This is a genomic window from Halomonas sp. SpR1, assembly GCF_031010175.1.
Lineage (GTDB): Bacteria > Pseudomonadota > Gammaproteobacteria > Pseudomonadales > Halomonadaceae > Vreelandella.
On record NZ_JAUAMB010000037.1, the window covers coordinates 1 to 25,535 of the forward strand.

The following is a 25,535-nucleotide window of genomic DNA, read 5'->3' on the forward strand; positions in this document are numbered from 1 at the left end:
TACTAGGCTGGCAGCTTCCTGCTTAAATTCAGGCGAAAAAGTACGTCGTTTCTTGGTCATCAGACACCTCGTTTATGGTGGCAATATTACCACCTACGTTGGTGTCCGGTTTTATTGAACCACTACATCTCCAATTGCTGTCCTGAACCATAACAAGCCAGCTGCATACCTTATACCTGCAGATACTTATGAAGCTATTATGGAAATGATTGAGGATTACGAACTGGGTAAGCTGGTCGAAGAGCGCCGTGATGAGCGCACTGAAGCGGTCACGGTGTCGCTGGATGACTTATAAGCTTAAATTTGTACCCTCAGCACTGAAGGAATGGAAGAAGCTGAGCGCTCCAATAAAAAGTCAGTTTAAGAAGAAGCTTGAGGAGCGCCTTATTAATCCAAGAGTGCCTTCGGCAAAGCTTGGGGGCTACAGCTCTGTGTACAAAATCAAACTACGATCAGCTGGATACCGTTTGGTTTACGAAGTGGTAGATGAAGAGGTAGTCATCTATGTCCTTGTTGTTGGTAAACGAGAGAAAGGGAAGGTCTACCGGACGTTGAAAGAGCGGAAATGAGGCCAGCATCACGCCATAACCAAGCGCAGCAATTCGCTCCGGCCGTCGGCCTCCGTCGGACACTTACTTCGTTCGCGCCGTTGTGCGTGGCGTTGAGCCTGTAGAGAAAAAACACTGACGGCTCAGTTTTGGTAGGATCAAGGAAACAGACGAGGAGTGGTCAGCATGCCGCGCTTCAAGGCTTATAACTACATCAGAACGCTATGGTGGTGATCAACTACCAAGATCGGCTCCAGCCAGGCATCTTTGAACACGCCGTACACTACCTGATTGAGCACACGCTCGCCTTGTCCGTTTCCCATCCCAAGCACCGTAGCGATGCGACCGGTCGGCTGGCCTATGGTCCGGCTACCTTGTTGAAAATTATCCTGTTTGCTTACTCAGAGGCCTGATTCGGCATCACCTACTGGAGCACTACGTGGGTGATGAAGCCGAAACGGAAGCCGATCTAGATCGGGATATCCAACGGGCCAAGACGATTCAAGGCTATAACGGCATAGCCACGGTGGATAAAAAAACACCAGATCGTAATTGATGCCCAGGCTTTTGGCGAAGCCCAGGAACGCCACGCAGCAGGATAAGTTGCTTGTAAGAGCAAAATACCGTTACCGTCTTCAACTAGCTTTAGCTGGGCGCTCAAGTGGCTGAATGCCGATAATTAGGAGTACTCATCCAGATGACTGGCGGAGTAAATAAATTAGGACGACAGGCGGTGGTGATGACTCGAAATCGGGTTTTTCTACAGCCTTGTTAGGAACCAAAAGGAGATCTCCAATTTGACTGTCCGTAAAGCTAGGAAAGCCGATCTGAAAGCCATCTGCCAGCTTTCTAATGAGATTAATGAAGACCACCACTTACATATGCCACATGATTTCGTCAAGCCAGACGGAAGCAATCGTGATGAGCCATATTGGCTAGGTTTCATGAGCATGGATGATTCCACGGTATTTGTGACAGAGGACAATGGTGTATTAACAGGCGCAGTGGCGGTATCGGTATCAACATCGGCACCATACCCGTTTCTCACTTCTAGATCCCGTGGACACGTAGCCACAATAGTAGTGGCCGAAAGCTATCGTGGTAGGGGCCTAGGCCGAGAGCTTATGTCTGCTGCCGAGGCTTATGCAAAAGAGAAAGGTGCTGAGGATATCAAGCTAGAGGTAATGGCGTTCAATTCTGACGCTTTAGATTTTTATAGAGAACTGGGCTATGGGAACTTTTCGTTCCGACTTTTTAAGTCGTTGTCCTAATAAGGCCAGTCACTGCGACGTCTACTACTACATTGCGGCCTCGCCTCCATTCCGTAGCCGCGTATGCTGAACGGCGCTGGGTTTAGAAGAACGAGGAGTGCGGCAATGAACACATTAAATTTCCGCCAGGCAAAGTCCGATGATCTTGTGGCTCTGGTCGAGATGCTTGCTGACGATGATCTCGGTCAAGCTCGCGAGTCACCGGGCACGCCTCTTGAAAACGGCTACGCGTCAGCATTTGCGGCTATAGAAAACGACCCAAACAATGAGCTCATAGTCTGCGAATCGGAAGGCGAGCTGCTGGGTATGCTTCAAATAACCTTCATACCCTACTTAACCTATATTGGAAGCTGGAGAGCTTTGATTGAAGGCGTTCGCGTCTCCTCATCCCAAAGAGGCGCTGGCATTGGTGGGAAACTTTTTGAATGGGCTATCGAAAGAGCTAAAGAAAAAGGGTGTGTAATCGTCCAACTCACGAGCGATAAAAAACGTCCGGACGCAATCCGCTTCTATGAAAAGCTCGGCTTCAAAGCGTCGCATGAAGGAATGAAACTTTGGCTCAATTAAGAAAGCTCAACATGTCGCTGCAGTTGACTGCCCAAAGCGTTAGCGCGCTTCGGGTACCCTCTATGGCCTTCGGCCGATCCGGAGGCAACTGAGCTTAGGCGTTATGTGCTCAACTAGCTGACAGAAGGAACGAACAAGTAAATGAGAAGCGAACTCAGATCCAAGATAGTCGAAGTCTGCAACAAAAAAATAGCTTCAAAAGGTGATTCAGTAGGCGTCTCTTTTTATGCATTCTTCGCCAACAAAAATGATAACCCCAAACTGCTAATGGAGGCCGCGACTTGGTGGATTCAGACACACGAACTCGATCATTTTGAAAAGGCGCATAAGGTTAAAGGGATGGTAGAAAGTGGGCTCTGATTATAGGTATTAAACATATAACCAAGCACAGCGACAGCTTTTACGTTCCGGCTTCGGCTACACTATAAAGCTGCGCATGTTGGCGGCGTTACGTGTTTCGAAGCGCCAGCTTGCTACCCTTTACATACAGCCTGGTTTTCAAAATGTGCTCTCAGTAGCGGACGGTAGTAACCATCAATTTAGAAGGAAGAAAATCCATGTCATTAACGAAGCTACTCGTCCCAACCTATACGCAAATGCTCAGAGCGCTCTCAGGTTGGTTGAAAAAGGCACAGGAACAAATGCCGAAAGGAGATGCGGAAGCGCTGTTATCCGCGCGTCTCGCACCAGATATGTTTCCCCTATCGACTCAGGTTCGGTTTGCCTGCGTGCAGGCTCAAGAGGCAATATTCCGACTTAAAGGAGAGACTTTCCCAAAATCTATCGATGAGCTGCTTGAAGAAGGGCGAAATGCAGGCGAGCGACCCGGTTCGCTCGCGGATGCTCAAACTCGGATTGATGAAACTATCGTGTTACTAGACGGCCTAGCTTCCAGCGCGCTGGATGCAAACGCGGATAAACCCGTTGTGCACGAACTTCCGAACGGTATGATTCTTGATCTGACCGCTGAGCAATATGCCCGTGATTGGGCACTAGCCCAATTTTACTTCCACCTCATGACCGCTTATTCAATATTGCGCAGCGAGAAGATCGAACTTGGAAAAGCTGACTACGTAGCCCACATGCTCCCATATATTCGCCCTGAAACGATACCTAAAGGTTAACAACTTGGTTATGACCCATAGCACCCTTATTCCAGTGCGATTTTCAGTTTATTGTGGGAATTCCAAGCAGTTCGCTAAGAATATCAGCAACGTGCCGAATAACAGGATCCTTCTCATGGCGCAGATGCCATGCCAAGTGCAGGGTAAAGCCGGGTACCTGCACTGGGGGTGGAAGAGATACTAGGGTTGTGAAGTCAGCTACGACCCGGGAAGGCAGCATGGCGATCATATCGGATCCCTGCAGCAGCGCTGGCACCATCTGGAAGTTCGGTACCACCGCACCGACGCGGCGTGATCGACCTAGCTTGGCAAATTCAGTATCCAGCGATGTCCGTGTCTCTCCGCGCCCGGAGACGATGATGTGCGGATATTCCAGCCAGGTATTCAGATTGAAATCGGCGGCGGCAGGATGCCCGGCGCGCATGGCGACGACATAGTGTTCGACGAACACTTCTTCACGATGCAACTTTTCCTCGGCAGATGAGAAAACAGAGATGGCAAGGTCGGTCGCCCCGTCGATGAGTGCCTGACGGGCGGCCTCGGCGCCATGCCAGGGCTGGATCACTATATCGACGCCAGGAGCTGAGCGCTGCAGTTCCTGCTGCAAGGGCGCGGTCACGAACACCGCCGGATAGTCTGCCATGGCGATCCGCACCGTTTTACGGATTTCAGCGAGTGGCACCCTGGGCGGATCCACTATATCCACCACATCCGCAAGCAGTGATTTCAGCGGTGCACGCAGCGCCTCGGCCTTTGGCGTTAGTCGCATCGTGCCGCGGCCGCGCTCCAGCAACTCATCACGGAACAGATAACGGCAGCGTTGCAAGGCGGCGGAGGCGGCAGGCTGTGACATACCCAGCTTATCGGCAGCATGACTGACATGCCCCTCATCCAGAAGCGCATCAAGGACAACTAGTAGGTTTAGGTCGAGAGAGCGAAGATTCATGAAACAAATAATAGAACATATTATTAATCGATTGGAGTAATTTTGGTCGTGGGTGCATCGTTTCCGTGCAGTTACCTAAAGGAGGCGAAACCCCCATGACTAAGACGCTCATTCTTCTGTTCCACCCCGATCCTGCGCACTCGAAGGCCAACGTCGTGCTGGCTGCGGCAGCGGCCAAGCTACCCGACGTGGAGGTCGTCAATATGCAAGCCATCTACCCCGATGGCATCGATCTATCCAAAGACGGCGAGCGCGAGGCCCTGCGGCTGCTTGAATGCGACCGTATCGTGCTGCAGTTTCCCATCCAGTGGTATTCCACTCCGTCGCTGCTTAAAGCCTGGCAGGATGCCGTGCTGACGCGGATGTTCTACATCACTTACGAGACGGAAGGGCGTATTTTCGAAGGCACACCGCTAATGGTGGCCGCAACGGCTGGCAACGTACCAGACGCCTACCGGTCTGGCGGGCGCAACATGTTCACAATGAATGCACTTCTCGCCCCGTTGCAGGCCACCGCGCATCGCTGTGGTCTGCCGTGGACCGAGCCTTTTGTTCTCTATCGGGCCGACAAGCTGTCAGCGGAAGCACTTGATGCCGCTGCTGTCGAGTACGCAGCCGCACTCAAGCGCTGGATCGCAGGCAGTACAGCGCTCTGTGTGCAGGAGCCTGAGCTCAGGAGAGCAGCCCAATGAATTACACCAGACGCGATATCCTGCGTATGGCAAGCGGCCTTGCCGCAAGCACATTCGCAACCTCCATCCTGAGCTTCGAAGCGTTCGCCAAGAGTAGTGGTGCACGCAGCCCCGGCCCCGTCCCGAACTTTCTAGACGGGCATTTCCGGCCAGTTAACAAGGAGACGACGGCTTTTGACCTGCCGGTGCGCGGTGCCATCCCGCCCACTTTATCAGGGCACTATTTCCGCAATGGCCATAACCCGAAGGATGGCATCAATCCAGGCGCCTGGTTCTATGGTTCAGGCATGATCCACGGGTTACGTATTTCGGGAGGACGCGCTGAGTGGTACCGCAATCGGTGGGTCAAAACCCCGGCGCTGGAAGGGGCGCCGCTGTTTATCGATCATGAGACGATCGACCTTCATGCGAGTGCGGCCGGTACCAGCGTGATCGCCCATGCGGGTCGCATTTTGGCTCTCCAAGAGGTCAACTTACCCTTTGAGATCACTCCCGAACTGGAAACGATCGGTGCCTACGATTTTGGCGGTGCTTTAAAGACAATGATGACGGCCCATCCCAAGATCTGCTCCCGCACAGGCGAGATGCTTTTCTTCGGCAATTCGCCTCTCCCACCGTATTTGACCTACCACGTGGCGGATGCCTCGGGGCGGCTGGTGCATAGTGAGGTGATCGAAGGGCCAAACGGTTCTGTCATTCATGACTTCGCCATCACTGAAAACTATGTGGTTTGGTTCGATCCCAACGTAGCGCTTGATCTGTATTCCGAGCTTGCCTTTCCCTATACGTGGCAAAGGGAGTATCGCGGCAGGATCGGCGTCATGCCCCGTAACCGCAGCAAGGGTGGTGTGCAGTGGATCGACGTTGATCCCTACTACATGCTGCACTTCTCCAATGCCTGGGAAGACGCAGATGGTCACCTTGTGGTCGAGGGGCCGTTCTTTGACGAAGCCGCTTGGGAGAAAGCCTCAGCCTTTATCAATGGCACCTCACCGCAGGGAGCAGCCCCTGTCAGTGGGGCCAAGCGAAGCCGATGGATAATCGATCCGCAACAAGGGACAGCGCGTGTCAGGCTGCTCGATGACCTTACGACCGAGTTCCCTATGATCCACCCCGACTTCACCGGGCGGCAAAACCGCTTTGCCTATGCAGTGGTTTTCCCCGACGCGACGCGCGCCGGTTACGGGATCGTCAAATATGACATGGAGTCCGATCGGCGCTGGATGCTTGATCTTCCTATAGGCGTCTATGCGGGCGAGCCCTGCTTCGTTCCCGACCCACAGGGCCGCGGCGAAGATGACGGGTGGTTATTAACCTATGTCACTGACCTGCGTAGTAACGTGGCGGAGCTGCGGATCCTAGACGCAACACAGGTCGGTGCCCGCCCAGTCGCTGCAATCGAACTGCCTGCCTGGGTGCCTGCCGGTGTGCACGGAACGTGGATTGGCGATAATGAGGTCTAACAGAACGGGGGCGCTGGGCGGCCTACGCCGCATCGCCTCAAAAGCATCCTTCTGGCCGGGGGGGCAATGTTGCCGCAACCTATTTGAGTATGCTCGGCGCTTACAGCCGTCCTCACCCCGGTAAGCGCTCGGCGGTGCCGTTATGAAGCGCTATGGTGAGAATTCTACTGGTCGAGGACGAACTTCAGCTGGCTGAAAGGCCAGGTCGGCCTAGTCATCTGCTAAGACATTCAAGTGATGCCTGTAAAATGGGTAAGACTTTAGTTGTAAGATATATCTTACAAACTCTGTGGTTGATCTCTTACATTATTAAGCTAGGGTTACTGCTACATTGAGGTGGTGACGCCAGGAACGCCGGTATCAAGCATGTCGGAAGCGTCACCCAAGGAAGATGCGAGAGCATTGAAGGGAATCGGGATTGCCAAGGATGGCATACCCTCCTAATTAATTAGGAGGTTAATTCTGCTACGGCTCGGGTACAAGCCTGTCCATCGTTTTAAGCAGTTATTCCCTACTTTAAGCTTAAATTAAAATGTATTTTATTAATTTTTATCTTAAAGGCATGTGTTACTTGTAAAGATTTTCTAGCTTATTTATAGAGAAGAGATAGGGCGGTTTTTCGAAATCATTAAATATTATGCTAAGAGCGCACCAAAAAATAGATTAGCAAAAAATTATCTCTTAACAGGTGCTCTTCTTTACTGTACGGTTGTTTTATTCTAATCTATGCCATCTGTTTCATCTCTCGATAAGTTTGTTAAGCGTATCTAGTATTGTTCAGTTAGTCCTGGCACGTGAAGTTACAATGTCGCATTGGCTTCATTCTTGCTAAATTTGGAGCCACACATGACCAATTTACTTTATACGCCTAATCAACTCTTGATCCGTAAGCTGGAAACTATCTTTGACCTCACAGACGAGGAAAAAAAGGCGCTTATGGCTTTGCGAATTCAAACCAGCGAGATTAAGAAGAAGCGAGACATCGTGTCCATTGGTGATAGCCCATTCCAATGCTGCTTGATTCTTGAAGGTTTTGCTTGCGTCTACAAGTTGACGATTGATGGTAAACGTCAGATATTGGCTTTACAGCTTCCTGGTGATATACCTGATCTGCAAAGCCTACACTTGAACATGTTAGATATTAATATTGCCTCAATCACCCCTTGTAAACTAGGTTTCATTCAGCACGAGGATCTACATACCTTATGTGAACGCTATCCTCGACTTATCGCCGCCTTTTGGCGAGAAACGTTAGTGCAAGCATCGATCTTTCGCGAGTGGCTTTTGAATAACGGTCAGCGCGATTCCTATACGCGTATCGCCCACCTTATCTGTGAGATCATGGTGCGCCTAAATGTGGTTGGACTGGTGCACAACAGCAGCTTTGATATGCCGGCTACCCAGGATGAATTGGCAGATGCGACCGGAATGACGCCGGTTCATATGAACAGGGTGCTCCAGGCACTGCGTGCCAACGGTTTGATCAGTAATCATAAAAACAAGGTAACTGTTCCTAATTGGGACAAGTTAAAAGAAACGGGTCAATTCGAATCCCTCTATCTTCATCTTTTGAATAAACCAATTTCGTGATTTTGCCTGGGGCAGAATACTCTACGTCTTGGTGACTGCTAGCTCCTCCCACTTCGTTGTATACCGCGGTGTTCGGTACTCGCAACGCAATTCCCATGCGTTGGCCTTACGCACCATACCCAGCCGTACCGTATATTTTTCCCATGTTCCCGGTTCAACTTATCCAGCGTGGCCATCAGCTTTTCATTTTTGACACGCTTTCCATCATCCACCGGCTCAGCCAGCAGCCCTGTTTCAAGGTAGTCATCCGCCGGGCTGGTAAAGCCGGCGCGTACCTCGCCAGCAGCGAGCGGCAATTTAAGGGGAGGGGAGGTGGTATCCACGCGTCCTAGAACCGAGAGATGCATACTTATGCCATGCTCTCCTCGGGATTCCATGTGATACGTATATGCTTAGCGTCGTCGTTCATGGGTGTTAGCGTAACGTTCTCGACGGTGCCCAGGTCAGCAATCATTTGTGCCCAATCCTCATGGCTCTCATCGTCTCGGCGCTGGATCTCGACACAGTGTTTTGACTGCGCACCCGGGCTGCCGATCTCTTTCTGCACCCGCTTGACTAGTTGCTCATAGGATTTTGACATGAGCGCCTCCTTAAATAACTGGTTGTGTGTACAGTATTTGGGGGCGAGTATAGACAAGGGGTTTTGTGAAAGCGAGAGGGAAATTGGTAGCAGGAAGGATAAAAAATGTTGACCAAAAAGCTGACCACGCTATGCCTAAACAGGCCCTTTTCAGCCCACAGACACAAAAAAAGCACCCGTAGGTGCTTGATTTGTATAGTAAGGTGGTGGAGGCGGCGTCCCGTTTAAAGTATGTTTAACCTTATGTTTTTATTGTAAATAAATTTATACAGTTTTAAAAGTGCCCCCAATTATGCCCCCTATTTTATGTCGCTACTCACCTTAACCCGTGCTTTGAACTCGGGTAGAGATATGGGGGTAATTAAATTTGCAGCGGGCTATCCAACAAGTGCCGTTTATTAAACCCTGTTTGGCAATAAAGCGGCGGTGGTGCTTTGGGCTTTGAGGTGGACGGCTGCCCACAAGCCGCCGCGGCTTTAGTGCCCGGTCTGTTACCGCTTCGCTTCATGGGGCTTCGCCCCATCCCCCAGGTAGTGAAGTGCACCAGCAGCCTAATTGCCTGCATTAAATCGTGACAAAATCACAGCAACGCCAGCAGCGCACCGGGCATGGCCAAAGTGCGCCGCTTGGTTGCGTTGGGTTGTTGTATCGCGTGCCTATGGCCGGGGCGGTTTAGTGGCCACCTTAGCGGATGGCGGGCACCTTTTTGGCTTCGCTCCATCCTGACCAAAGGCCATCAAAAACAGCGCATTGGCTCATAAGTGGCTTATATCGGCTCAAAAGTAGCGAGGTGTTCACGGTATACCGGGCATGGTGCCAGCGGCGGCTTGATGGCGTGATAACAAAACAACAACCAATCCCGTAAATTTGCCGTGCATAGGCGAATTCCGGGACTGTTTGCCCCCGTAATGCCGGGGTGGGTGGGGGAGTACCTTTTTATTTTTTCGGCATGTAAGAGCGCCAGCGCTGGCCACAAAAAAGCCGCGAAGCTGGTTACCCTTCGCGGCTTAAGTAAGCGGCCTACTGGTTAGAATTCAAGCCGCTCAGGTGCATCCATCATGTAGAAAGTTGAAAGCCTTAGTTCAATGTGAGCGCTGTTGTAGCCAGTGCCCTCAGGGGCGTAGAAGCTCGCTTCATCGCGGGCGGCATTAATCGCGGCCACACGATCTTGCAGCCCTGCCACCTCGATAGCTTCCAGCAGTTCGCGCTCTGCTTTCGCTATGGCGGCTTTACCGACCTCATAGCCTACGCCACGTTGCAGGCTTTCCAGCTCGGTAAGCTCGGCTTGCAGGTCGTCACGGATTCTTTCTAGCCCCCGGCGTCCACTGGCTTGCTTCTCTGCCTGTTCGGCTGCTTTTTCGGCAGCCTTCCGGGCCTTCGCTAGTGTGGTGGTGGCTTGCCCCTTGGCGGTTTCGTCAACTTCGCCCATCAGCGCGCTAGCTTCTAGCCGATCCACCTCTTCAGCAGCGCGGCGGGCTTGATCTTCCAGGTCGGCAATTATGCTTTTGCTGTCTTTCATCGCCGTGATAGTGACGTTGATTTTGTCAATGTGCTGCTGGTGTGCATCCATTGCCTGAGTCACCGCCTCCAACGCCTGCGGTGTAGCCTCTGGCCGATCCTTAACGATAGCAGTTAATGCTTTTTCAGCCTGTGATTGTTCGTCGCTTAGCTCAACATGAGTGGCATGGGCTTCATCGTAGCGACCCCGTGCTTTTTGGAGATCACTAAGCGCTTTCTGTAATTCTAATCGGCTAGGATCATGCTTGTGTGTGGCGCTGCGTTCTAGCTTAGCAGTAAGGGCTCCCGTTACCTTTTGCACCTGTTCAGGCGTTGCAGGTTGGCTAATCTGCAAGCCATGCGGGCTCTCTCTATGGGTTAAAGACGTAAGGTGTAGTTCAGCCATTTCCATTTGATGCCGTGCTTCTGACGCTTTGACAGTGGCGGCACTTACCACTTTTTGAGCTTGTTGGTGCTGTTCAAGCCATGCTTTCCAGGTGTTTAGATTGTCGTTCATTGGGTTGCCTCGCTTTTGGGTTGTTTCATTTCAGATAACAGCAGTAGCCAGCCAGCGGCGTTAACGTCGCCAGCGCTGGCCATTTCATTGAGCATTCGCGCCAGCTCTGCGCGCCGCTGTTGAGTTGGGTAAATCTGGGAACCGCGTTTCTTCATTTTCGTACCACTTTTATTTGCCGTTAATCTGGCCTTATTGGGCCTTTTCTTTAGCGTTGGGCTATTACATGGCGTCACCTCCCGGCGGCGCTAAGCGCTGGCCGTGGCTGGTGAGTGGTGCCGCTTTGAGGTGTGCATTTCGCTGGGGGGCACCTGTACATGCTTTGCCTGAGTAAGCTGGGGACGGTGTACAGGTCGCACAGGTGATAGGCCGCATCGCTACGCGGATACTGCCCACCTGCGGTGGTACACGCTGGGTGGCCCAAAATTTCCCGGAATCCGGGACTGTCTGCCCCCGTGGCTCTGGGTGTTGAGCGCCAGAAGAACCTAGGTTTTTTCCGGGCGCTGCCGTGTGGCCTGATAACCTGCAACGGGATATTAGTAAGCGGGAGCGCCAGCAGGCGACCACTAAGCCACCATACATGCGATGCCTGGTTAACCCGGTTGGTAGCGCCCTCATTGCTCAAGCTGCCGTTTTAGCCAACGGTTAGCCGCTTGACGGCCTGCGTTGTTCTTTACGTGGGCGCGCTGTTCCTGCATGGCTGCCTGTTCCCAGGCGGCGCTATACCCTTCGGCTAGTCGCATGGCTTCGCTGTGTTGTTGTGTGGCCAGCCGTAGGCGAATAAAGCGACGATCCTCAGCCAGCAGGCCGCACCGTTTCTCTATCAGCGCCAGCCACGGTTCAATGCGGGTGGTCACGGTTGCACGACGCGTGCGTTGCTTGGCTCGGGCACCGGGCTGGCCTTGCGACCGGGCAGCGCCAGCGGTGGCTTGCAGTTGGGCAATGCGGGCAAGTAAGGCGTCACCGTTCATGCAAATACCCCAGGTGGAATATCGGCGGGCGACAGCTCCCCACGCGCCAGCCAGCCAATAATCAGTTCACGGCCTTCCTCGATAGTGGCCCGCAAGCGCTCACGCTCTTCATGCTCAAGGCGGCGCTTAGCTGACATAACGCGGTATTGGCGGGCGTCTATCTTGGCTTGCTGTTGAATGTTTCTAATACGCCTCTGCCTTTCATTTCGCAGGTGCCTATCATGTTCGCCAAACGACCCGGTTACCTGTTGTTCCCACTCATCTAACGGCGTAACTGCCTCGCCGTCCGTACAGTTAATGACACGAGTCCAAGGCGCTGCGGCTTCGCCTTCGCGCTGAAAATCCACACCCGCCAAGCTCAGCGGCGTGGCCGTGTCAGTGACGCGCTTAAAGTCCACGGCGGCAGCTTCACCCTTGCGTTCAAACGTCCAGCGGTAGTACCGGGTTAGGTATTCCGTTTCGCCTAGCTGACTGCTAACCACTAAGCCCCAGGTGCCCGCCATCGGTTCGCCATAGCGCCCTAGCGTGTCGCTTGACCACTCCCCGGTAATCCGGTCGCAGTTCGCTATCTCGGTCGTTTGACGTACTACTCGCCAGGGTCGAATGGGGGCAACGTCGCGGGGCTGCATAGGGCCACCCATCAAGTGAAGGTACTTATCCCAAGCGCCAGCATTGGCCGCTTGGCGTAACCCTTCTAGGATCGCGGCGGCTTCCGGTTCTGGCCGTGTGGCTGCTTCCCAATCGGCTAAGCGCTGTTCATCTTTGAGGCGGCGCAGTTCACGCCACACGGTGACGGAAGGCAGGCCCACAAACTGAAACTGACGAATACCCCAGCAGGCCGCCCATGCTTCAATGCGCGGTGCGCTGGTTTCTAATGGCTGGCCGTAGTGGTCGAGGTTATCGCCCGGTACGCCTTGGCGGCTGTGTTGCTTGCCGTTGATGTTTTTAGCCACGTACTTGGCCACATACCCGGCAGCACTTCCTTTGCTTCGATCAATGGCCACAGGCTTGAATCTAACGGTAGTGTTGCGCTTAACCTCTCCCGGTGAATCTTCTAGCGAGTAGCGGCGCAATATGCTGGTTACCTTGGGTTCATCTTCCGGGCGCATCCATATCAACAAATGCCAGTGAGGTGTCCCATCGTGGTGGGGCTCAGCAACACGGATACCGTAAATACCTAGACCGTCCCGCTTGAATTTAGCGCGGGCTTTCGCCCATAGGTTTTGCAAGTAGGCCTGTGCTTCACGCGGGTTAGCGCCAGCATATTTATGGTTGATGCTGGCGTTCTGCCGTACCGGGTGAAAACGGCTAGGGGTGGTGATGGTGTAAAACATACCCCGGTGCCCTGCCCGGTCGGCTTCGCGCTCAGTGTCGGCAATACGCAGCATTAGCTCTGCCCGCCGAAACTCAGGGTTTGCTAAACCTAGCTCTGCCAATTCTGCAAGGGTGTACTGGTCGCCGTCCTGGTTGGTGGCCGTGATAGCTTCAAGTAAGCGGGCGTTGCGTGTGGTTTGGTCAATGCGGCGGCGGTAACCTTCATTACTAACGTAAATGCCTGCTCGTTTCTGTGTGCGGCCTAAGATGCGTTGCCGCTGCTCACGGCGGCGGCTGGTAAGACGGCGAAGCTGCCGACGCCACCACAGCGGACAAGCAAGGCGCGATAGCGTGCCGCTAACCGTGAAGCCGCTAGGTGGATCCATGTGGTGTTCATTCACACGGCGGCGGGCGCGTTGTAGCGCGTAAACTGGATCGCCTAGGCTGGCGGCTTCCAGTTCAATGGTGCGGGCTTGGGCGGTAGCGTGGTCGATTAATGCCTGGTCATCGTTTATGCAGTGCCACGGCCCGCATTTCAGTAGCGAATCAGCAAGGGCTTGTCGATCAATAAAGGCGGCGTGGCTGGTCATACAGCCCCCTTGCCGCTTACCGGGCGTGGCTTCTCAGCGCCAGCAATGGCCACTAGCAGTTGCGCACGATCCACACGGCATAGGCGCGCCCCATACCGTGTGCTATTCTCAGGTTTAGCGTTTGCTTTGGTAGGCGGCGCGGAGAAGGCCCAGCCATTGCGCTGGGCTTTTTCATGGGTGCTAGTCAGCATCGCGGCCCCCTTCCTGCTCATCGTCGTTACCTTCGATACTTTGCTCAATCAGGTCTTGGGCTATATCAGCGGCCCGTTTACCCATGCAGCGGAACGCTACCGACCAAGCCTCTGCCTGCTGTTCCGTAGTGCCTTGCCCCATGTAATTAATATCCCCCATGATTTCGGCTAGGCGCTCTTGGCCTTGGGCAATGTCGCGGATCTCAGCCAGTTGTTTTTGAAACTCTGCGCTTAGGTGTTTCATGACACGGTTCTCCACTCATTGATGCTGAGAATTTCCAGGGACATATCTACAAGGGGGATCGCGGTGGGAACAGCAAACCACTGCTTAGGGTCGCCACCTCGCTTGCGGGCTGCGGCTTCCAGTTTCCGGCGGTCAATGCGTGACAGGCCCACTTGATTGCAAACTTCGCGCCATGTCAGCAGGCGGCTATCGTCGGCAGGCAAGGCAAAGCGGATACAGCCGAATAGGTCGCGGTATTCCCAGAATTTGAGGTTTACCAGGGCGTTTTCAGTACGGCAGGGCTTAGTAGCGGTAGGCTCCCAAAAGGGATGTGCTGAAAACATCACCAGAGGCATTTCAAGGTGGATACCCGCATAGGGCAGCAGGTGGCCGCTGTTCAGCATTTGGGGGAACCGCGTTAAGGCTGAGTAGTGGTAAGCGCGACTCATGCAGCAACCACCCCAGGAAGCAGCGCTTCCAGATCGCGGGCAATGGCTTGTAGCTGTTCAAGCGAGTCATGCGGAGCGCGTTGGCAAGGGGGCAAGTACACGCTGTAGGTCTTAGAAACAGCGGTGGGGTTGTGTAGGTCACTACGACGACCAATGCTTACATTCAGTTGAAGTAGCATTCCCGAAAAGCCTACGTTTACCCAATGACCGCCTTGGGGGCTGACTTGGGTGCTGATAGATCGCGCCAGCGCTTGAATATGGTCGCTGACGTCCCGGTGGTCTTGGGGTATTTGGCAGTGGCTCATGACTGCACCTCACTACGCACGCGGCTTAGTGCCTGCTCAATGGTGGGCTTGGTGATGGGGTCGGTGCGGAAAGGCGCTAGCAGTTCAATTAGGCGCTTTAGCTGTGGGGTGGTTAATTTCATGACACTACCCCTACGCTGCGCTTGGCAGTCTCAAGGGCGCGGGCTTCTAGCTGTTGGGCTTTTTCAATGTGGTGGTTGTAACGCTTAAGGCGGGTGCGCGTGCTGGAATCGGCAAATAAAGCGGCCTTGGCCATTGCTCGATGGGCTGCTGCACGGCTGGATAAACTGCGGGTAATCAGGTTGGACAGGCGTAGTGATGCCATGGGTGTGACTCCTATTTGATCGGAGTCCGCCAGATCACTTGCACATGATGGGTGGCGGACTGTACGCAGGTGTGCAAGACCGGACAAATAGGAATCCGGCAGGCCGAAGCCTCCCACGCACAGTCCACCATAATTGACGGGCATAAAAAAACGCCGTCATGGTGGGCGCTGTTGCGCCTATTTGAATTCGAGCTTGCACACCCGGCTGACGATTTTGCGCCAGCCCTTGGAGCATAGCTGGGAGTAGGGTAGCGGTCAAACATTATGCGGCCCCTTCTTGGCGGCTCGCTTCAATGCGCTGTTGGATCCACTCATCTACTTCCGACTCCACCCAGGCCACGGCGCGTGGCCCAATGCGAACGGGTTTCGGGAAGTCGCCGCGCTCCATGCCGCGATACACACCGGTTGTACTCATTCCGGTTTTTTCACGGACGATAGGGAATCTGATTAGGTTGGACGTTGGTTTGGTAGGGGTAGCCATGCCTTTAGCTCCTTTGGTTGCTTATGGGGCATGGCTTGAAGGATGGCGGTAGCGGGCGCTCCAATCGCCCTAGATTTTTGACCTTTAAATGGCTATTTTTTAACTTTCTTTTTTGCCTTTAATGTGCTAATTGGAACTCCCCAGGCTTTTAAATCCTCCCATATTGAGTCTTTGGAATCTTCAACGGCCTTCTTAATTGTAGATCCCGCCATATATATACCTTGCTTTGCTAGCTCTTCTTTTGCCTCTGCATAACCGTTCTCCGTTTTAGTGAAGTTTGGATTGGTTTGATATAAGTTAAATACTAGGTTGGCTGCCTTGGTCTTTTCATCCTTTATTGCTTTTTTTTTCACTTCTTGAGCTACTTTTTTTACTTCTTTTTTATCGTTTGGTTGTAACGCTCTTTCACCAAAGTAAGTGGTTTTTAGTTTGCAAAAATTTCTAAAGCTATCTTCAATAATGTCAGCGCTTGAAGATGATAGCGGGAAACCATTTAAGCGTGAGCAGCCGTTCTCCCATAGCGCCAGTCTTAGCGGCTCATCTGGATATTCAACCGGGTAAAAAGCACGGGCGTTTTTAATAGCGTCCCGGTGTACTTCCCAGGCAGTAGCGGCCCCTAGCAAGTCGCGACTACCCTTTACCATCATTCGGTGTAGCATTGCTAACCCAACTTTTGGAAAGCCTTCATGCTTCCAGTTCCCGGCTAGTTCAGGCAATGCGTTATCCGGATCGTTGTTGATGCCGGGCTTTAGTTCTTCAGCTCGCCTTTCTAAGGCTTTTAAAGCATCTAACACTTGCTCAACTAAAGCATTGTCTCTTGCTTCCTCCTCTTCGCTATATACCTCCCTTAAACGGTCTTTAGTTGGGGCTTCCACTTGGGTAAGTACACTGTTGCCCCTCACATAGCGCCCACCGTTCATTTTTGTCATGCTCTGGCCCCTTGATAGATCGGCACCACGTTGCTTGCGCCATCGCGTAAGGCGTCTAGGTAGTCTGCCCAGCTTTGCAGCATTTCCCGGCGCTGTTCTAGGTGAGTGGTGCGGTTATAGGCGCGACCGTTACTGTCTTTCACCTTGTGGGCTAGCTGCTGTTCGATGTACTGCTCTGGGTAGCCAAGGCGCTCAGCCAATATAGTGCGGGCCATGGCCCGGAAGCCGTGGGCGGTCATTTCCCCTTTGAATCCCATACGATCCAGCGCGGCCTTGATCGTGGCGTTACTCATTGGGCGTTTGCTACTGCGGGCACCAGGGAACACGTATTCACCCCGGCCCGTTAGGCGGTGAAGCTCTGCAAGCATGACAACCGCTTGGCGGGGGAGGGGCACTATCAGCGGATCGGCGTTTTTACTTGGTTTAAACGCCCATTCCCCATGCTCTAAATCGAAGTCTGCCCACTTGGCTTGACGTAACTCACCAGGGCGAACGAATACCAGTGGGGAGAGCTTGAGCGCGACGATGGTAACGGGCATGCCGCCGTAACCGTCGATAGCATGCAGCAGTGGGGGCAGCTCTGCCGGGTCGGTGATGGCTGCATGGTGGTTTGTTTTAGGGGTACGCAGCGCGCCTTTCAGATCGGGGGTTAGGTCACGCTCAGCGCGGCCCGTAGAAATAGCGTAGCGGAATACTTGCCCGCACAGCGTTTTTACCCGGTGGGCGGTTTCCAGGTGGCCGCGCTTCTCAATTTTGCGTAGGCATTCCAGCAGTTCAGGCGGCGTTATATCGGTAATCGGTCGATGGCCCAACGCCGGGAAGGCGTCACGGGTTAAGCGTGACTTGTTGCGCTTGTAGTGGTCGGGCACCACTTCATGGCGGTGGATATGCTCAAGCCATTCTGTGGCCACGGCCTTAAAGGTATTTCCCGCCGATGTTTTGCCAAGCTCTTTGGTAACGCGCTTTGTAGTGCTGGGGTCTAAACCTTGCGCCAACAGCTTGCGGGCTTGTTCGCGTGCCTCTCTGGCAGCAGCAAGGCTGATTTCGGGGTAAACGCCAATGGCTAAGCGCTTTTCCTTGCCGTGGAAACGGTACTTCATGCGCCAGTAGGTGCCCCCAGTTGGGGTAACTTCCAAGTACATGCCCCCACCATCGGTAAGGCGGTAGGTTTTCTCTTGGGGTTTGGCGCTGCGCACGGCGGTAGCTGAAAGCTTATTGCTAACGTGGGCCATATTGGGGGCACCTCATCGGTGAAGGCTCATAGTGCCCCCAGATATGCCCCCTATGATGGGGGCATGTCAAGGTATCGGGTGAAAACTCCTGACAACAAAAAAGCGCCCGAAGGCGCTTCATTGCTGGTTTCCTGGGAGGTCTTGAGAACTCTTGAAACCTTTATGTGGTGGAGGCGGCGGGAATTGAACCCGCGTCCGCCAGCACGCGCCTATTGGCTCTACATGCTTAGATTTCGTCATTTGTTTTAACGCGACTGACTCCGACGATCAGGATTCAGTCACGCGAGTCTTCTAAAGTTTAACGCTTGGCGAGAAGACACCACCAAACGCGATCCTATCAGCTTTAGCTCGTATCCCCTCAGTGATGAATAGGCACATCACCTTGGGGCCAGACAAGAAGCTAACAGTGTTTAAGCTGCTAGCGCGCCTTGAGCGTAGTTTTCGTCATTTGCGACTATTTTTCGTGATGTGGGATTTACGAGATACATCACGCTCTCGGCATGCACCGCAAGGGTTGTTACCGGCGTCGAAACCATGTCGCCCCCTTATTTCAGGTGAACATTCTAACGTGCTAACAGCTGATTGACCAGTTATGCCTTGTTATGTTCCCGCATAATTCGACCTTTTTGGCGACTCCAGTCGCGATCTTTTTCTGTCGCGCGTTTGTCATGCAGCTGTTTACCGGTCACGAGCGCCAGCTCGCACTTCACTTTATTGCGCTTCCAGTAAAGCTTAAGGGGCACACAGGTGTGGCCTTTGTCCTGGGTGATCGAAAAGATTTTGGCGATCTCTTTGCGATGCAGCAGCAGTTTGCGGGTGCGCGTCGGGTCTGCAATCTCGTGGGTGCTCGCGGTATTCAGCGGCATGATATGACTACCCAGCAGAAACGCTTCGCCGTTACGCACCAGAATATAGGTATCGGTGAGCTGAGCTTTGCCGGCGCGCAGGCTCTTCACTTCCCAGCCAGCGAGTGCTAGCCCTGCCTCGAAGGTCTCATCGATATGGTACTCAAACCGTGCCTTCTTGTTTTGGGCAATAACGCTGCTGCCGGGGCCCTTGCTGTTACCTTTCTTAGTGGCCATGGAACCTCATAATTAATCTGTCAGTGGCTTCCCCTTCGTTATTTGGGGAGGCGTGATACCATTTAGAGTCTGAAAAATATTTCCCATGATACGCTTTGGGCACTGTGAAGTCAGCGGAGAGGTCAATGCCAACCGTCAATCGTTCCGCCTTAGTGCGGCACACCCCCCAGAAAATGTTCGATCTGGTTAACGACTTCGAACGCTACCCCGAGTTTTTGCCAGGCTGCCGTCAGGCGCGTCTGCTTGAGCATGATGATGTGCATCTGATTGGCGAAATGACCCTGGGTCGCGCCGGCGTCGAACAAACCATTACCACTCGCAACGAACTTTTTGCGCCTGAGCGTATTGAGCTGTCGCTGGTAAAGGGGCCGTTCAAACGGCTTAAAGGTCGCTGGCTATTTATCCCTATGGGGGAGGATGCCTGCAAAGTTAGCCTGGAGATGGAGTTTGAGTTCGCCAATCGCCTGCTCAGCATGGCGTTCGGAAAACTCTTTCAGCAAATCGCCGGCCAGTTAGTCGATGCCTTCACCAAGCGCGCTAACGAGCTGTATGGGCGCTGAAACGCTGGCCATAGAGGTAGCCTTTGCGTTGCCGACTAAGCAGCGCATAGTGGCTCTGCGGGTGCCTGAGGGCACTACTGCACGCCAAGCCGTCGCCTTGGCTGATTTACCCGCACTCTTTCCCGATGTGCCTGGCGATACGTTTGCCGAGGCACCGCTGGGTATCTTCGGTAAGGCGCTACGCAACCCCGACACCCAGCCGTTACGCGATGGGGATCGGGTCGAAGTCTACCGGCCGTTGGCGATCGACCCCAAGGCCGCTCGATTAGAGCGCGCTAAGCGCCAAGCGAGCGACCCGAGGCGGTAACGCTTTTAAGGCTGTTGAACAGGCTGTGTGCCTTCGGGTGGACGCGTCTGGGTGCTCTCTTCAGGGAGTGCATCCATTGGGTCAACGCCTTCCGTTGCCGGGCCCATGCTGCTCTTACCTTCAAGCGGCAGCGGTTTGGATAAATCACCCTCTTGCTCAATATTGACCAAGCGCCCTTGTGGGTCAAAAGTGAGGGTGACGCGACGCTGCTCCACATCGCCATAGGCTTTGTCTAAACGGAACACATAATCCCACTGGCTGGCGTCAAAGGGCGCTTCCAGCAGCGGTCTGCCCATCACATAAGTCACCTGCTCCTGGGTCATTCCAGGCTGAAGCTGGCTGACCATCTCCTGAGTAACCAGGTTGCCTTGGGGAATATCGCGCTTGTACACGCCTACGTAACTACAGCCGCTAATGACGGTAAGGGCAACGGAGAGCGTGATGATTTGAGTCAATTTTTGCATTTGGGCCTATTCTTCACTATCGTGGTTTCGGTTGATCATACCCGACCTAACCTGTTACTGCGAAGAGCGACCATGGCCGATCAGAACCATGAATTGCGCAAAGCCGGTCTAAAAGTGACCCTGCCGCGCGTCAAGATACTTCAAATTCTCGAAAATGTTTCGGGTCAGCACCACCTTAGCGCGGAAGAAGTGTACAAAACACTGATCGATGCGGGCGAAGATGTTGGCTTGGCAACCGTATACCGTGTATTGACTCAGTTCGAGTCAGCGGGGTTGGTCATTCGTCATAATTTCGACGGAGGGCATGCGGTATTCGAGATGACCCAAGAGGATCACCATGACCATATGGTGTGCCTTGAAAGCGGTGAGATCATTGAATTTGTTGATGAGATCATCGAGCGTCGTCAGCAGGAAATTGCTGAAGAGCACGGCTACGAACTAGTGGATCATGCGCTGGTGCTTTATGTGCGCCCGCGTGGTTCCGACGTAACGCGCCAGGACAGCGGGCCGACGAACAAGAAATAATGTTCTCAGGTCGCCGTTAGTCGAAAGCCGCTAGTCGCTGTTCTAAATGTGAGCGCCCCTAATCTACTGGGCCGAATTCGTTAAGTGAATTCGCCCAGTGGATCAGGGGCGTTCGTGTTTATTCAGTCAGCGGGTGTGTCTGTGTTGTTAGTGGGGCGGTCGCTGGCTAGCGTGGAGCATCTCCCGCGCGTGGGCGAGGGTTTGGTCTGAAAGTTTCACACCGCCCAGCATACGCGCCAGTTCGCTGATGCGGCCCTGTTCGTCGAGGAGCGCCATTTGGGTCAGCGTTGTGTCGCGCTTGGCCTGTTTCTCGATATGCAGGTGCTGGTGCGCCTGTGCCGCCACCTGGGGGAGGTGGGTCACGGTCATTACCTGGCCGTTTTCGCCCAGTTTGCGCAGCAGCTGGCCAACGATCTCTGCGGTGGCGCCGGAGATACCCACATCCACTTCGTCAAATACCAGGCTGGGCACTGTTGAGTGTGTCGCCGCGACGACTTGAATGGCCAGACTAATCCGCGACAATTCACCGCCGGAGGCAACCTTGGTTAATGGTCGCGCAGGCTGGCCTGGGTTGGCGCTGATCAAAAATTGCACGCGATCCAAGCCTTCCGGAGAGGGCGCGTCTTTGGCGGTGACTTCCACTTCAAAGCGCGCCTTGCCCATGGCCAAAAAGCCCAACTGCTGTTGCACCTCTTTGCCCAAACGAAGCGCGGCTTTTTGACGGCTCTCGGTGAGTTTCTTCGCCTTTTGGCGATACTCTTCGCGTAGCTCGACTACCCGTGCGCTGAGTGCCTCCAGGTCATTGCCACCCTCTTCGAGCTGAGCGACCTCCCGCTGTAAATCAGCATGCAGGGCGCAAAGCTCTTCAGGGGCAACGTGGTGCTTGCGAGCAATGCGATGGACATCGGCCATGCGCTCTTCTACCCAGGCGAGCCGCTCGGGATCTAGTTCGGTGGTGCTGGCGAGGCGGTTGAGTTCGCTGGAGGCCTCTTCCACTTGAATGCGCGCATCGCTCAGCATGGCCAGCGTGTTGGCCAGGGTGCCTTTGTCACTCCCCGGCAGCGCGCTTAAGTGAGCGAATGCCTGGTTGAGTAAAGACAGCGCGCCGCCCTCGTCGCTGGCGCAGCAGTCGGCAGCAAACTGGGTTTCGCGTAGGGTCTCCTCCGCGTGAGCCAGGGTGTGCTGCTCTTCCTCTAAAGTGGCTAATTCTCCCTCCGCTAAAGCGAGCTGATCCAGCTCCTCTACCTGGTAGCGCAGCAGCTGCCGTTTGGCTTCAACTTCGCTGCCTTCTTCACTGAGCTTCTTCAACTGTCGACGCGTATTGCGCCACTCGCGGAAGGTGTCGGCTAATCGAGCGGTGGCATCGTTTAGGCCAGCGTAATCGTCCAGCAAGGCAAGGTGGGTCTCTTCGCGCATTAAAGCGTGGTGAGCATGCTGGCCATGAATCTGAATCAGCTGCTCGCCGAGGGACTTTAAATCGGAGATGGTCGCGGGCTGGCCGTTGATCCACGCTTTGGAGCGGCCGTTGGCGGTGACCACGCGGCGCAGCAAACACTCTTCTGCCGGGAGCTCCCGGGCCGTCAGCCACTCGACGGCGGCGGGCAGGTGCTGAATATCGAACCGCGCGGAGAGGTCGGTGCGCTCGCGGCCATGGCGCACGCTACCCGCGTCGGCACGCTCGCCCAGGCAAAGCCCAAGGGCGCCTAGCAAAATCGACTTACCCGCCCCGGTTTCCCCGGTAATCGCGGTCATGCCGCCGGATAAGTCGAGCTCTAAGTGATCGACGATGGCGAAATCTTGAATAGCTAGCTGAGTAAGCATGGCGCCTCCCGAGGCGGTTCAGCACAGAAGCTGGATACTTATCCAATAGTTGTTGATTTATACAGTAGTTAATAACTCACTTCAATGCACCTCTTGAGATGGAATTTATGGCCCCCATATAGCCTGCATCGTTAGTTAAAGCTAGCTAGTTAAAGCGAGTGATTTACAGGCTTACTTTTTTGCGCGCTGCCCGCGTGGCTGCGCCCTACTTTATAGGAGCACAACATGGCGAAAGAACCGCAAACACCAATGGATGATGAGTTGGCCCGCCACGAGCAAGAAGCCGATGGCGCCGAGCAAGCGGCAGAGAAGGTCGCTGAAGAGCGCTTGATGGAGGGCGAGCTTGAAGGGTTGATCAATGACGAAGAGCCTCTAGAAGGCAGTTCCGACAACCCTGAAGCGGAAATGCTGGCAGCCCAGGTAGGCGAGTTAGAGCAAAGCCTGGCTGACGCCAAGGATCAAGCCCTGCGCGCCGCAGCAGAAGCGCAAAACGTGCGCCGCCGTGCTGAGCAGGAAGCCGAGAAAGCGCGCAAGTTTGCCTTGGAAAAGTTCGTTAAAGAGCTGTTGCCAGTGGTGGATAGCCTTGAGAAAGCGCTTGAGACCATGGAAGAGGGGGCCTCCGAGGTTCACCGTGAAGGCGTCTCCATGACCTTGAAAATGCAGTTGGATGTGCTCAACAAATTTGGCGTTGAAAGCATTGAGCCCCATGGCGAGCCCTTCGACCCCCAGGTGCACGAAGCCATGACCATGGTGCCAAACCCGGACATTGATCCGAACACCGTGATGGACGTTATGCAGAAAGGCTATTTGCTCAATGGACGCCTGGTGCGCCCGGCCATGGTCGTAGTGAGTAAAAAAGCCGATTAAGCCACCGGCGGCCCAGAGTGTGAAACAAGAGCGTGAAATAAGAGTGTGAAAAAAAGCCCTTGAAATGTCAGCGGCGGCCCCCAAATAAAGGGCAACCCCGCGGGGAAACCCGCAGACACGTTTTAAAAGACTAAATTTTCAGTTTTGTAACAACCGAATTCGAGGTATTGCTATGGGACGTATAATTGGTATTGACCTGGGCACCACTAACTCTTGTGTGGCCGTGCTTGATGGTGACAGCGCTAAAGTAATTGAAAACGCCGAAGGCGGCCGCACGACGCCTTCTATCATCGCTTATACCGATGATGGCGAAACGCTGGTCGGTCAGGCCGCTAAACGCCAAGCCGTGACTAACCCAGAAAACACTCTGTACGCCATCAAGCGTCTGATTGGCCGTCGTTTTAAAGATGACGTTGTCCAAAAAGACATCAAAATGGTGCCGTACAAAATCACCGAAGCCGACAATGGTGATGCCTGGGTTGAAGTAAAAGGCAAAAAAATGGCGCCGCCGCAGGTAAGCGCGGAAGTGCTGAAGAAAATGAAGAAGACCGCCGAAGACTACCTGGGCGAAGCGGTCACCGAAGCGGTCATTACCGTACCGGCCTACTTCAACGACAGCCAGCGTCAGGCAACCAAAGACGCCGGCCGCATTGCGGGTCTGGACGTTAAGCGCATCATCAACGAGCCGACCGCTGCTGCTCTGGCCTACGGTATGGACAAAACCCGTGGCGACAAAACCATCGCGGTTTACGACCTGGGTGGCGGTACTTTCGATATTTCGATCATCGAAATTGCTGACGTTGACGGCGAAACCCAGTTTGAAGTGTTAGCCACCAACGGCGACACCTTCCTGGGCGGCGAAGACTTTGACCTGGCGCTGATCAACTACCTGGTCGACCAGTTCAAGTCTGACAGCGGCATTAATCTTTCCGGTGACAACCTGGCTATGCAGCGCCTCAAAGAAGCTGCCGAGAAAGCCAAAATTGAGCTTTCTAGCGCCCAGCAGACGGATGTGAACCTGCCGTACATCACCGCCGACAACACTGGCCCGAAACACCTTAACGTTAAGGTGACCCGTGCCAAGCTGGAGGCGTTGGTAGACGATCTGGTTCAGCGCTCGCTCGAGCCGTGCAAAATGGCGCTGAAAGACGCTGGCCTGTCCGCGTCTGAAATCGACGAAGTGATCCTGGTCGGCGGCCAGACACGTATGCCGATGGTGCAGAAGAAAGCGGCTGACTTCTTTGGTAAAGAAGCCCGTAAAGACGTTAACCCGGACGAAGCCGTGGCCGTGGGTGCCGCGATTCAGGGTGGCGTACTCGGTGGCGACGTTAAAGACGTGCTGTTGCTCGACGTTACCCCGCTCACCCTGGGTATCGAAACCCTGGGTGGCGTGATGACGCCGCTGATCGACAAGAACACCACCATCCCGACCAAGAAGACCCAAACCTTCTCTACGGCGGATGACAATCAGACGGCGGTGACCATCCACGCCGTTCAGGGCGAGCGCAAGCAAGTGTCGCAGAACAAATCGCTGGGTCGTTTTGACCTTGCCGATATTCCGCCTGCACCGCGCGGTGTGCCGCAGATCGAAGTCGCTTTCGATCTAGACGCCAACGGTATCCTGCACGTCTCGGCAAAAGATAAGGCCACTGGTAAAGAGCAGTCGATCGTCATCAAGGCGTCTAGCGGCCTGTCCGAGGAAGAGGTTGAGCAGATGGTGCGCGATGCCGAAGCCCACGCGGAAGAGGACAAAAAGTTCGAAGCGTTGGTACAGCTGCGTAACCAGGCTGATGGCATGATTCACGCCACGCGCAAAACGTTGGAAGAGGCTGGTGATAAAGCCACTGACGACGAAAAGCAGGCGATTGAAACCGCGATCAGCGAGCTGGAAGAGGCCGTTAAAACAGACGACCAGGACGACATCCAGAAGAAACTGGATGCATTGACCGAAGCCTCTGGCAAGCTTGCCCAGAAAATGTACGCCGAGCAGGCTGAAGCGGCGCAGCAAGAGGGCGGTGAAGGTGCCGAGAACGCGGGCACCAAGCCGGAAGAAGACGTGGTTGACGCCGAGTACGAAGAAGTCAACGACGATCAGAAAAAGCAGTAA

31 protein-coding genes, 1 other RNA gene and 2 pseudogenes are annotated in these 25,535 nt (G+C 54.0%); 14 read left to right on the forward strand and 20 right to left on the reverse strand.

Going from position 1 to position 25,535, the window contains the following annotated elements; translation table 11 throughout:
• Positions 1 to 127: 127 nt before the first annotated feature.
• The 6 genes and pseudogenes from QT231_RS19910 to QT231_RS19935 form a co-directional block, all read left to right on the forward strand.
• Positions 128 to 295, forward strand: a pseudogene (locus QT231_RS19910) (type II toxin-antitoxin system Phd/YefM family antitoxin); the annotation flags it as partial.
• A complete protein-coding gene (locus tag QT231_RS19915) occupies positions 285 to 569 on the forward strand; it encodes a type II toxin-antitoxin system RelE/ParE family toxin (protein WP_308338558.1) in 285 nt (94 codons plus the stop codon). The pseudogene QT231_RS19910 and the gene QT231_RS19915, both read left to right, overlap by 11 nt.
• 776 nt (positions 570 to 1,345) lie before the next feature.
• Entirely contained in the window at positions 1,346 to 1,819 is a 474-nt protein-coding gene (locus QT231_RS19920; protein WP_308338559.1) for a GNAT family N-acetyltransferase, read from the forward strand.
• A 105-nt stretch (positions 1,820 to 1,924) separates the two neighbouring features.
• Positions 1,925 to 2,386, forward strand: a complete 462-nt coding sequence (locus QT231_RS19925; protein WP_308338560.1) for a GNAT family N-acetyltransferase — start codon at positions 1,925 to 1,927, stop codon at positions 2,384 to 2,386.
• A 141-nt stretch (positions 2,387 to 2,527) separates the two neighbouring features.
• Positions 2,528 to 2,746 (forward strand): DUF6500 family protein, encoded by a 219-nt coding sequence (locus tag QT231_RS19930; protein WP_308338561.1) that lies wholly within the window; start codon positions 2,528 to 2,530, stop codon positions 2,744 to 2,746.
• 197 nt (positions 2,747 to 2,943) lie between these two features.
• The gene (locus tag QT231_RS19935) at positions 2,944 to 3,510 is read left to right on the forward strand and encodes a DUF1993 domain-containing protein (RefSeq protein ID WP_308338562.1); all 567 of its coding nucleotides are present in this window, start codon (positions 2,944 to 2,946) and stop codon (positions 3,508 to 3,510) included.
• Positions 3,511 to 3,553: 43 nt separating this feature from the next.
• On the opposite strand, the gene QT231_RS19940 is transcribed toward QT231_RS19935, so the two are convergent.
• The gene (locus QT231_RS19940; protein ID WP_308338563.1) at positions 3,554 to 4,456 is read right to left on the reverse strand and encodes a LysR family transcriptional regulator; all 903 of its coding nucleotides are present in this window, start codon (positions 4,454 to 4,456) and stop codon (positions 3,554 to 3,556) included.
• Positions 4,457 to 4,551: 95 nt separating this feature from the next.
• Here QT231_RS19940 and QT231_RS19945 point away from each other — a divergent pair, with 95 nt between their 5' ends.
• The 3 genes from QT231_RS19945 (at position 4,552) to QT231_RS19955 (ending at position 8,201) form a co-directional block, all read left to right on the forward strand.
• The gene (locus QT231_RS19945) at positions 4,552 to 5,148 is read left to right on the forward strand and encodes an NAD(P)H-dependent oxidoreductase (RefSeq protein WP_308338564.1); all 597 of its coding nucleotides are present in this window, start codon (positions 4,552 to 4,554) and stop codon (positions 5,146 to 5,148) included.
• The gene (locus tag QT231_RS19950; RefSeq protein ID WP_308338565.1) at positions 5,145 to 6,611 is read left to right on the forward strand and encodes a carotenoid oxygenase family protein; all 1,467 of its coding nucleotides are present in this window, start codon (positions 5,145 to 5,147) and stop codon (positions 6,609 to 6,611) included. The genes QT231_RS19945 and QT231_RS19950 overlap by 4 nt, the downstream gene beginning before the upstream one ends.
• An 846-nt stretch (positions 6,612 to 7,457) precedes the next feature.
• Positions 7,458 to 8,201, forward strand: coding sequence for a Crp/Fnr family transcriptional regulator (locus tag QT231_RS19955; RefSeq protein ID WP_308338566.1), 744 nt, complete (start codon positions 7,458 to 7,460; stop codon positions 8,199 to 8,201).
• 21 nt (positions 8,202 to 8,222) lie between these two features.
• Here QT231_RS19955 and QT231_RS24335 read toward each other — a convergent pair.
• From QT231_RS24335 to smpB, 17 genes and pseudogenes are all read right to left on the reverse strand, one after another.
• A pseudogene (locus QT231_RS24335) lies at positions 8,223 to 8,327 on the reverse strand (DUF4113 domain-containing protein); the annotation flags it as partial.
• A 223-nt stretch (positions 8,328 to 8,550) separates the two neighbouring features.
• The gene (locus tag QT231_RS19960; RefSeq protein ID WP_308338567.1) at positions 8,551 to 8,781 is read right to left on the reverse strand and encodes a DUF1654 domain-containing protein; all 231 of its coding nucleotides are present in this window, start codon (positions 8,779 to 8,781) and stop codon (positions 8,551 to 8,553) included.
• 1,027 nt (positions 8,782 to 9,808) lie between these two features.
• Complete coding sequence (locus QT231_RS19965) at positions 9,809 to 10,795, reverse strand: hypothetical protein (RefSeq protein ID WP_308321895.1); 987 nt, start codon at positions 10,793 to 10,795, stop codon at positions 9,809 to 9,811.
• A complete protein-coding gene (locus QT231_RS19970; protein WP_233973670.1) occupies positions 10,792 to 10,950 on the reverse strand; it encodes a hypothetical protein in 159 nt (52 codons plus the stop codon). Before QT231_RS19970 ends, QT231_RS19965 begins: the two co-directional genes overlap by 4 nt.
• 456 nt (positions 10,951 to 11,406) lie before the next feature.
• The gene (locus QT231_RS19975; protein ID WP_308338568.1) at positions 11,407 to 11,763 is read right to left on the reverse strand and encodes a hypothetical protein; all 357 of its coding nucleotides are present in this window, start codon (positions 11,761 to 11,763) and stop codon (positions 11,407 to 11,409) included.
• Positions 11,760 to 13,667: a replication endonuclease gene (locus QT231_RS19980; protein WP_308338569.1), complete on the reverse strand. Its 1,908-nt coding sequence runs from the start codon at positions 13,665 to 13,667 to the stop codon at positions 11,760 to 11,762. Before QT231_RS19980 ends, QT231_RS19975 begins: the two co-directional genes overlap by 4 nt.
• On the reverse strand, positions 13,664 to 13,858 hold the full coding sequence (locus QT231_RS19985) for a hypothetical protein (RefSeq protein WP_308338570.1): 195 nt from the start codon (positions 13,856 to 13,858) through the stop codon (positions 13,664 to 13,666). Before QT231_RS19985 ends, QT231_RS19980 begins: the two co-directional genes overlap by 4 nt.
• Entirely contained in the window at positions 13,848 to 14,102 is a 255-nt protein-coding gene (locus QT231_RS19990) for a hypothetical protein (RefSeq protein ID WP_308338571.1), read from the reverse strand. Before QT231_RS19990 ends, QT231_RS19985 begins: the two co-directional genes overlap by 11 nt.
• Positions 14,099 to 14,530 (reverse strand): hypothetical protein, encoded by a 432-nt coding sequence (locus QT231_RS19995; RefSeq protein WP_308338572.1) that lies wholly within the window; start codon positions 14,528 to 14,530, stop codon positions 14,099 to 14,101. Before QT231_RS19995 ends, QT231_RS19990 begins: the two co-directional genes overlap by 4 nt.
• On the reverse strand, positions 14,527 to 14,835 hold the full coding sequence (locus QT231_RS20000; RefSeq protein ID WP_308338573.1) for a hypothetical protein: 309 nt from the start codon (positions 14,833 to 14,835) through the stop codon (positions 14,527 to 14,529). Before QT231_RS20000 ends, QT231_RS19995 begins: the two co-directional genes overlap by 4 nt.
• The gene (locus QT231_RS20005; RefSeq protein ID WP_308338574.1) at positions 14,832 to 14,957 is read right to left on the reverse strand and encodes a hypothetical protein; all 126 of its coding nucleotides are present in this window, start codon (positions 14,955 to 14,957) and stop codon (positions 14,832 to 14,834) included. Before QT231_RS20005 ends, QT231_RS20000 begins: the two co-directional genes overlap by 4 nt.
• Entirely contained in the window at positions 14,954 to 15,160 is a 207-nt protein-coding gene (locus tag QT231_RS20010) for a hypothetical protein (protein WP_308338575.1), read from the reverse strand. Before QT231_RS20010 ends, QT231_RS20005 begins: the two co-directional genes overlap by 4 nt.
• 262 nt (positions 15,161 to 15,422) lie before the next feature.
• Complete coding sequence (locus QT231_RS20015; protein ID WP_308338576.1) at positions 15,423 to 15,641, reverse strand: AlpA family transcriptional regulator; 219 nt, start codon at positions 15,639 to 15,641, stop codon at positions 15,423 to 15,425.
• Positions 15,642 to 15,733: 92 nt separating this feature from the next.
• Complete coding sequence (locus QT231_RS20020; protein WP_308338577.1) at positions 15,734 to 16,570, reverse strand: hypothetical protein; 837 nt, start codon at positions 16,568 to 16,570, stop codon at positions 15,734 to 15,736.
• Positions 16,567 to 17,802, reverse strand: a complete 1,236-nt coding sequence (locus QT231_RS20025) for an integrase arm-type DNA-binding domain-containing protein (protein ID WP_308338578.1) — start codon at positions 17,800 to 17,802, stop codon at positions 16,567 to 16,569. Before QT231_RS20025 ends, QT231_RS20020 begins: the two co-directional genes overlap by 4 nt.
• Before the next feature lie 165 nt (positions 17,803 to 17,967).
• Positions 17,968 to 18,347: a transfer-messenger RNA gene (gene ssrA / locus QT231_RS20030) on the reverse strand.
• Between the two features lie 45 nt (positions 18,348 to 18,392).
• Positions 18,393 to 18,884, reverse strand: coding sequence for an SsrA-binding protein SmpB (smpB, locus tag QT231_RS20035; protein ID WP_087108742.1), 492 nt, complete (start codon positions 18,882 to 18,884; stop codon positions 18,393 to 18,395).
• Positions 18,885 to 19,009: 125 nt separating this feature from the next.
• Between smpB and QT231_RS20040 the strand changes: the two genes are divergently transcribed.
• Together QT231_RS20040 and QT231_RS20045 are read left to right on the forward strand one after the other, a co-directional pair.
• A complete protein-coding gene (locus tag QT231_RS20040; protein ID WP_022520728.1) occupies positions 19,010 to 19,444 on the forward strand; it encodes a type II toxin-antitoxin system RatA family toxin in 435 nt (144 codons plus the stop codon).
• Positions 19,434 to 19,751, forward strand: coding sequence for an RnfH family protein (locus QT231_RS20045; protein ID WP_308338579.1), 318 nt, complete (start codon positions 19,434 to 19,436; stop codon positions 19,749 to 19,751). Before QT231_RS20040 ends, QT231_RS20045 begins: the two co-directional genes overlap by 11 nt.
• 5 nt (positions 19,752 to 19,756) lie before the next feature.
• Here the strand turns inward: QT231_RS20045 and bamE are convergent, their stop codons facing one another.
• Positions 19,757 to 20,215 carry an outer membrane protein assembly factor BamE gene (gene bamE, locus QT231_RS20050; protein WP_308338580.1) on the reverse strand — a complete coding sequence of 153 codons (459 nt, stop codon included), beginning with the start codon at positions 20,213 to 20,215 and terminating at the stop codon, positions 19,757 to 19,759.
• A gap of 72 nt (positions 20,216 to 20,287) precedes the next feature.
• On the opposite strand from bamE, the gene fur reads away from it, so the two are divergent.
• Positions 20,288 to 20,740 carry a ferric iron uptake transcriptional regulator gene (gene fur / locus QT231_RS20055; RefSeq protein WP_007111850.1) on the forward strand — a complete coding sequence of 151 codons (453 nt, stop codon included), beginning with the start codon at positions 20,288 to 20,290 and terminating at the stop codon, positions 20,738 to 20,740.
• A gap of 147 nt (positions 20,741 to 20,887) precedes the next feature.
• On the opposite strand, the gene recN is transcribed toward fur, so the two are convergent.
• On the reverse strand, positions 20,888 to 22,561 hold the full coding sequence (gene recN / locus QT231_RS20060) for a DNA repair protein RecN (protein ID WP_308338581.1): 1,674 nt from the start codon (positions 22,559 to 22,561) through the stop codon (positions 20,888 to 20,890).
• Positions 22,562 to 22,786: 225 nt separating this feature from the next.
• Between recN and grpE the strand changes: the two genes are divergently transcribed.
• On the forward strand, positions 22,787 to 23,428 hold the full coding sequence (grpE, locus tag QT231_RS20065) for a nucleotide exchange factor GrpE (protein ID WP_308338582.1): 642 nt from the start codon (positions 22,787 to 22,789) through the stop codon (positions 23,426 to 23,428).
• Positions 23,429 to 23,600: 172 nt separating this feature from the next.
• Positions 23,601 to 25,535, forward strand: a complete 1,935-nt coding sequence (gene dnaK / locus QT231_RS20070; protein WP_308338583.1) for a molecular chaperone DnaK — start codon at positions 23,601 to 23,603, stop codon at positions 25,533 to 25,535.

Bases quoted from the DNA above. Each gene is read 5' to 3' on its own strand.
- QT231_RS19915 (WP_308338558.1), top strand. From the start codon at position 285: ATGACTTATAAGCTTAAATTTGTACCCTCAGCACTGAAGGAATGGAAG.
- QT231_RS19925 (WP_308338560.1), top strand. From the start codon at position 1,925: ATGAACACATTAAATTTCCGCCAGGCAAAGTCCGATGATCTTGTGGCT.
- QT231_RS19930 (WP_308338561.1), top strand. From the start codon at position 2,528: ATGAGAAGCGAACTCAGATCCAAGATAGTCGAAGTCTGCAACAAAAAA.
- QT231_RS19935 (WP_308338562.1), top strand. From the start codon at position 2,944: ATGTCATTAACGAAGCTACTCGTCCCAACCTATACGCAAATGCTCAGA.
- QT231_RS19940 (WP_308338563.1), bottom strand. From the start codon at position 4,456: ATGAATCTTCGCTCTCTCGACCTAAACCTACTAGTTGTCCTTGATGCG.
- QT231_RS19945 (WP_308338564.1), top strand. From the start codon at position 4,552: ATGACTAAGACGCTCATTCTTCTGTTCCACCCCGATCCTGCGCACTCG.
- QT231_RS19950 (WP_308338565.1), top strand. From the start codon at position 5,145: ATGAATTACACCAGACGCGATATCCTGCGTATGGCAAGCGGCCTTGCC.
- QT231_RS19955 (WP_308338566.1), top strand. From the start codon at position 7,458: ATGACCAATTTACTTTATACGCCTAATCAACTCTTGATCCGTAAGCTG.
- QT231_RS19960 (WP_308338567.1), bottom strand. From the start codon at position 8,781: ATGTCAAAATCCTATGAGCAACTAGTCAAGCGGGTGCAGAAAGAGATC.
- QT231_RS19965 (WP_308321895.1), bottom strand. From the start codon at position 10,795: ATGAACGACAATCTAAACACCTGGAAAGCATGGCTTGAACAGCACCAA.
- QT231_RS19970 (WP_233973670.1), bottom strand. From the start codon at position 10,950: ATGAAGAAACGCGGTTCCCAGATTTACCCAACTCAACAGCGGCGCGCA.
- QT231_RS19975 (WP_308338568.1), bottom strand. From the start codon at position 11,763: ATGAACGGTGACGCCTTACTTGCCCGCATTGCCCAACTGCAAGCCACC.
- QT231_RS19980 (WP_308338569.1), bottom strand. From the start codon at position 13,667: ATGACCAGCCACGCCGCCTTTATTGATCGACAAGCCCTTGCTGATTCG.
- QT231_RS19985 (WP_308338570.1), bottom strand. From the start codon at position 13,858: ATGCTGACTAGCACCCATGAAAAAGCCCAGCGCAATGGCTGGGCCTTC.
- QT231_RS19990 (WP_308338571.1), bottom strand. From the start codon at position 14,102: ATGAAACACCTAAGCGCAGAGTTTCAAAAACAACTGGCTGAGATCCGC.
- QT231_RS19995 (WP_308338572.1), bottom strand. From the start codon at position 14,530: ATGAGTCGCGCTTACCACTACTCAGCCTTAACGCGGTTCCCCCAAATG.
- QT231_RS20000 (WP_308338573.1), bottom strand. From the start codon at position 14,835: ATGAGCCACTGCCAAATACCCCAAGACCACCGGGACGTCAGCGACCAT.
- QT231_RS20005 (WP_308338574.1), bottom strand. From the start codon at position 14,957: ATGAAATTAACCACCCCACAGCTAAAGCGCCTAATTGAACTGCTAGCG.
- QT231_RS20010 (WP_308338575.1), bottom strand. From the start codon at position 15,160: ATGGCATCACTACGCCTGTCCAACCTGATTACCCGCAGTTTATCCAGC.
- QT231_RS20015 (WP_308338576.1), bottom strand. From the start codon at position 15,641: ATGGCTACCCCTACCAAACCAACGTCCAACCTAATCAGATTCCCTATC.
- QT231_RS20020 (WP_308338577.1), bottom strand. From the start codon at position 16,570: ATGACAAAAATGAACGGTGGGCGCTATGTGAGGGGCAACAGTGTACTT.
- QT231_RS20025 (WP_308338578.1), bottom strand. From the start codon at position 17,802: ATGGCCCACGTTAGCAATAAGCTTTCAGCTACCGCCGTGCGCAGCGCC.
- smpB (WP_087108742.1), bottom strand. From the start codon at position 18,884: ATGGCCACTAAGAAAGGTAACAGCAAGGGCCCCGGCAGCAGCGTTATT.
- QT231_RS20040 (WP_022520728.1), top strand. From the start codon at position 19,010: ATGCCAACCGTCAATCGTTCCGCCTTAGTGCGGCACACCCCCCAGAAA.
- QT231_RS20045 (WP_308338579.1), top strand. From the start codon at position 19,434: ATGGGCGCTGAAACGCTGGCCATAGAGGTAGCCTTTGCGTTGCCGACT.
- bamE (WP_308338580.1), bottom strand. From the start codon at position 20,215: ATGCAAAAATTGACTCAAATCATCACGCTCTCCGTTGCCCTTACCGTC.
- fur (WP_007111850.1), top strand. From the start codon at position 20,288: ATGGCCGATCAGAACCATGAATTGCGCAAAGCCGGTCTAAAAGTGACC.
- recN (WP_308338581.1), bottom strand. From the start codon at position 22,561: ATGCTTACTCAGCTAGCTATTCAAGATTTCGCCATCGTCGATCACTTA.
- grpE (WP_308338582.1), top strand. From the start codon at position 22,787: ATGGCGAAAGAACCGCAAACACCAATGGATGATGAGTTGGCCCGCCAC.
- dnaK (WP_308338583.1), top strand. From the start codon at position 23,601: ATGGGACGTATAATTGGTATTGACCTGGGCACCACTAACTCTTGTGTG.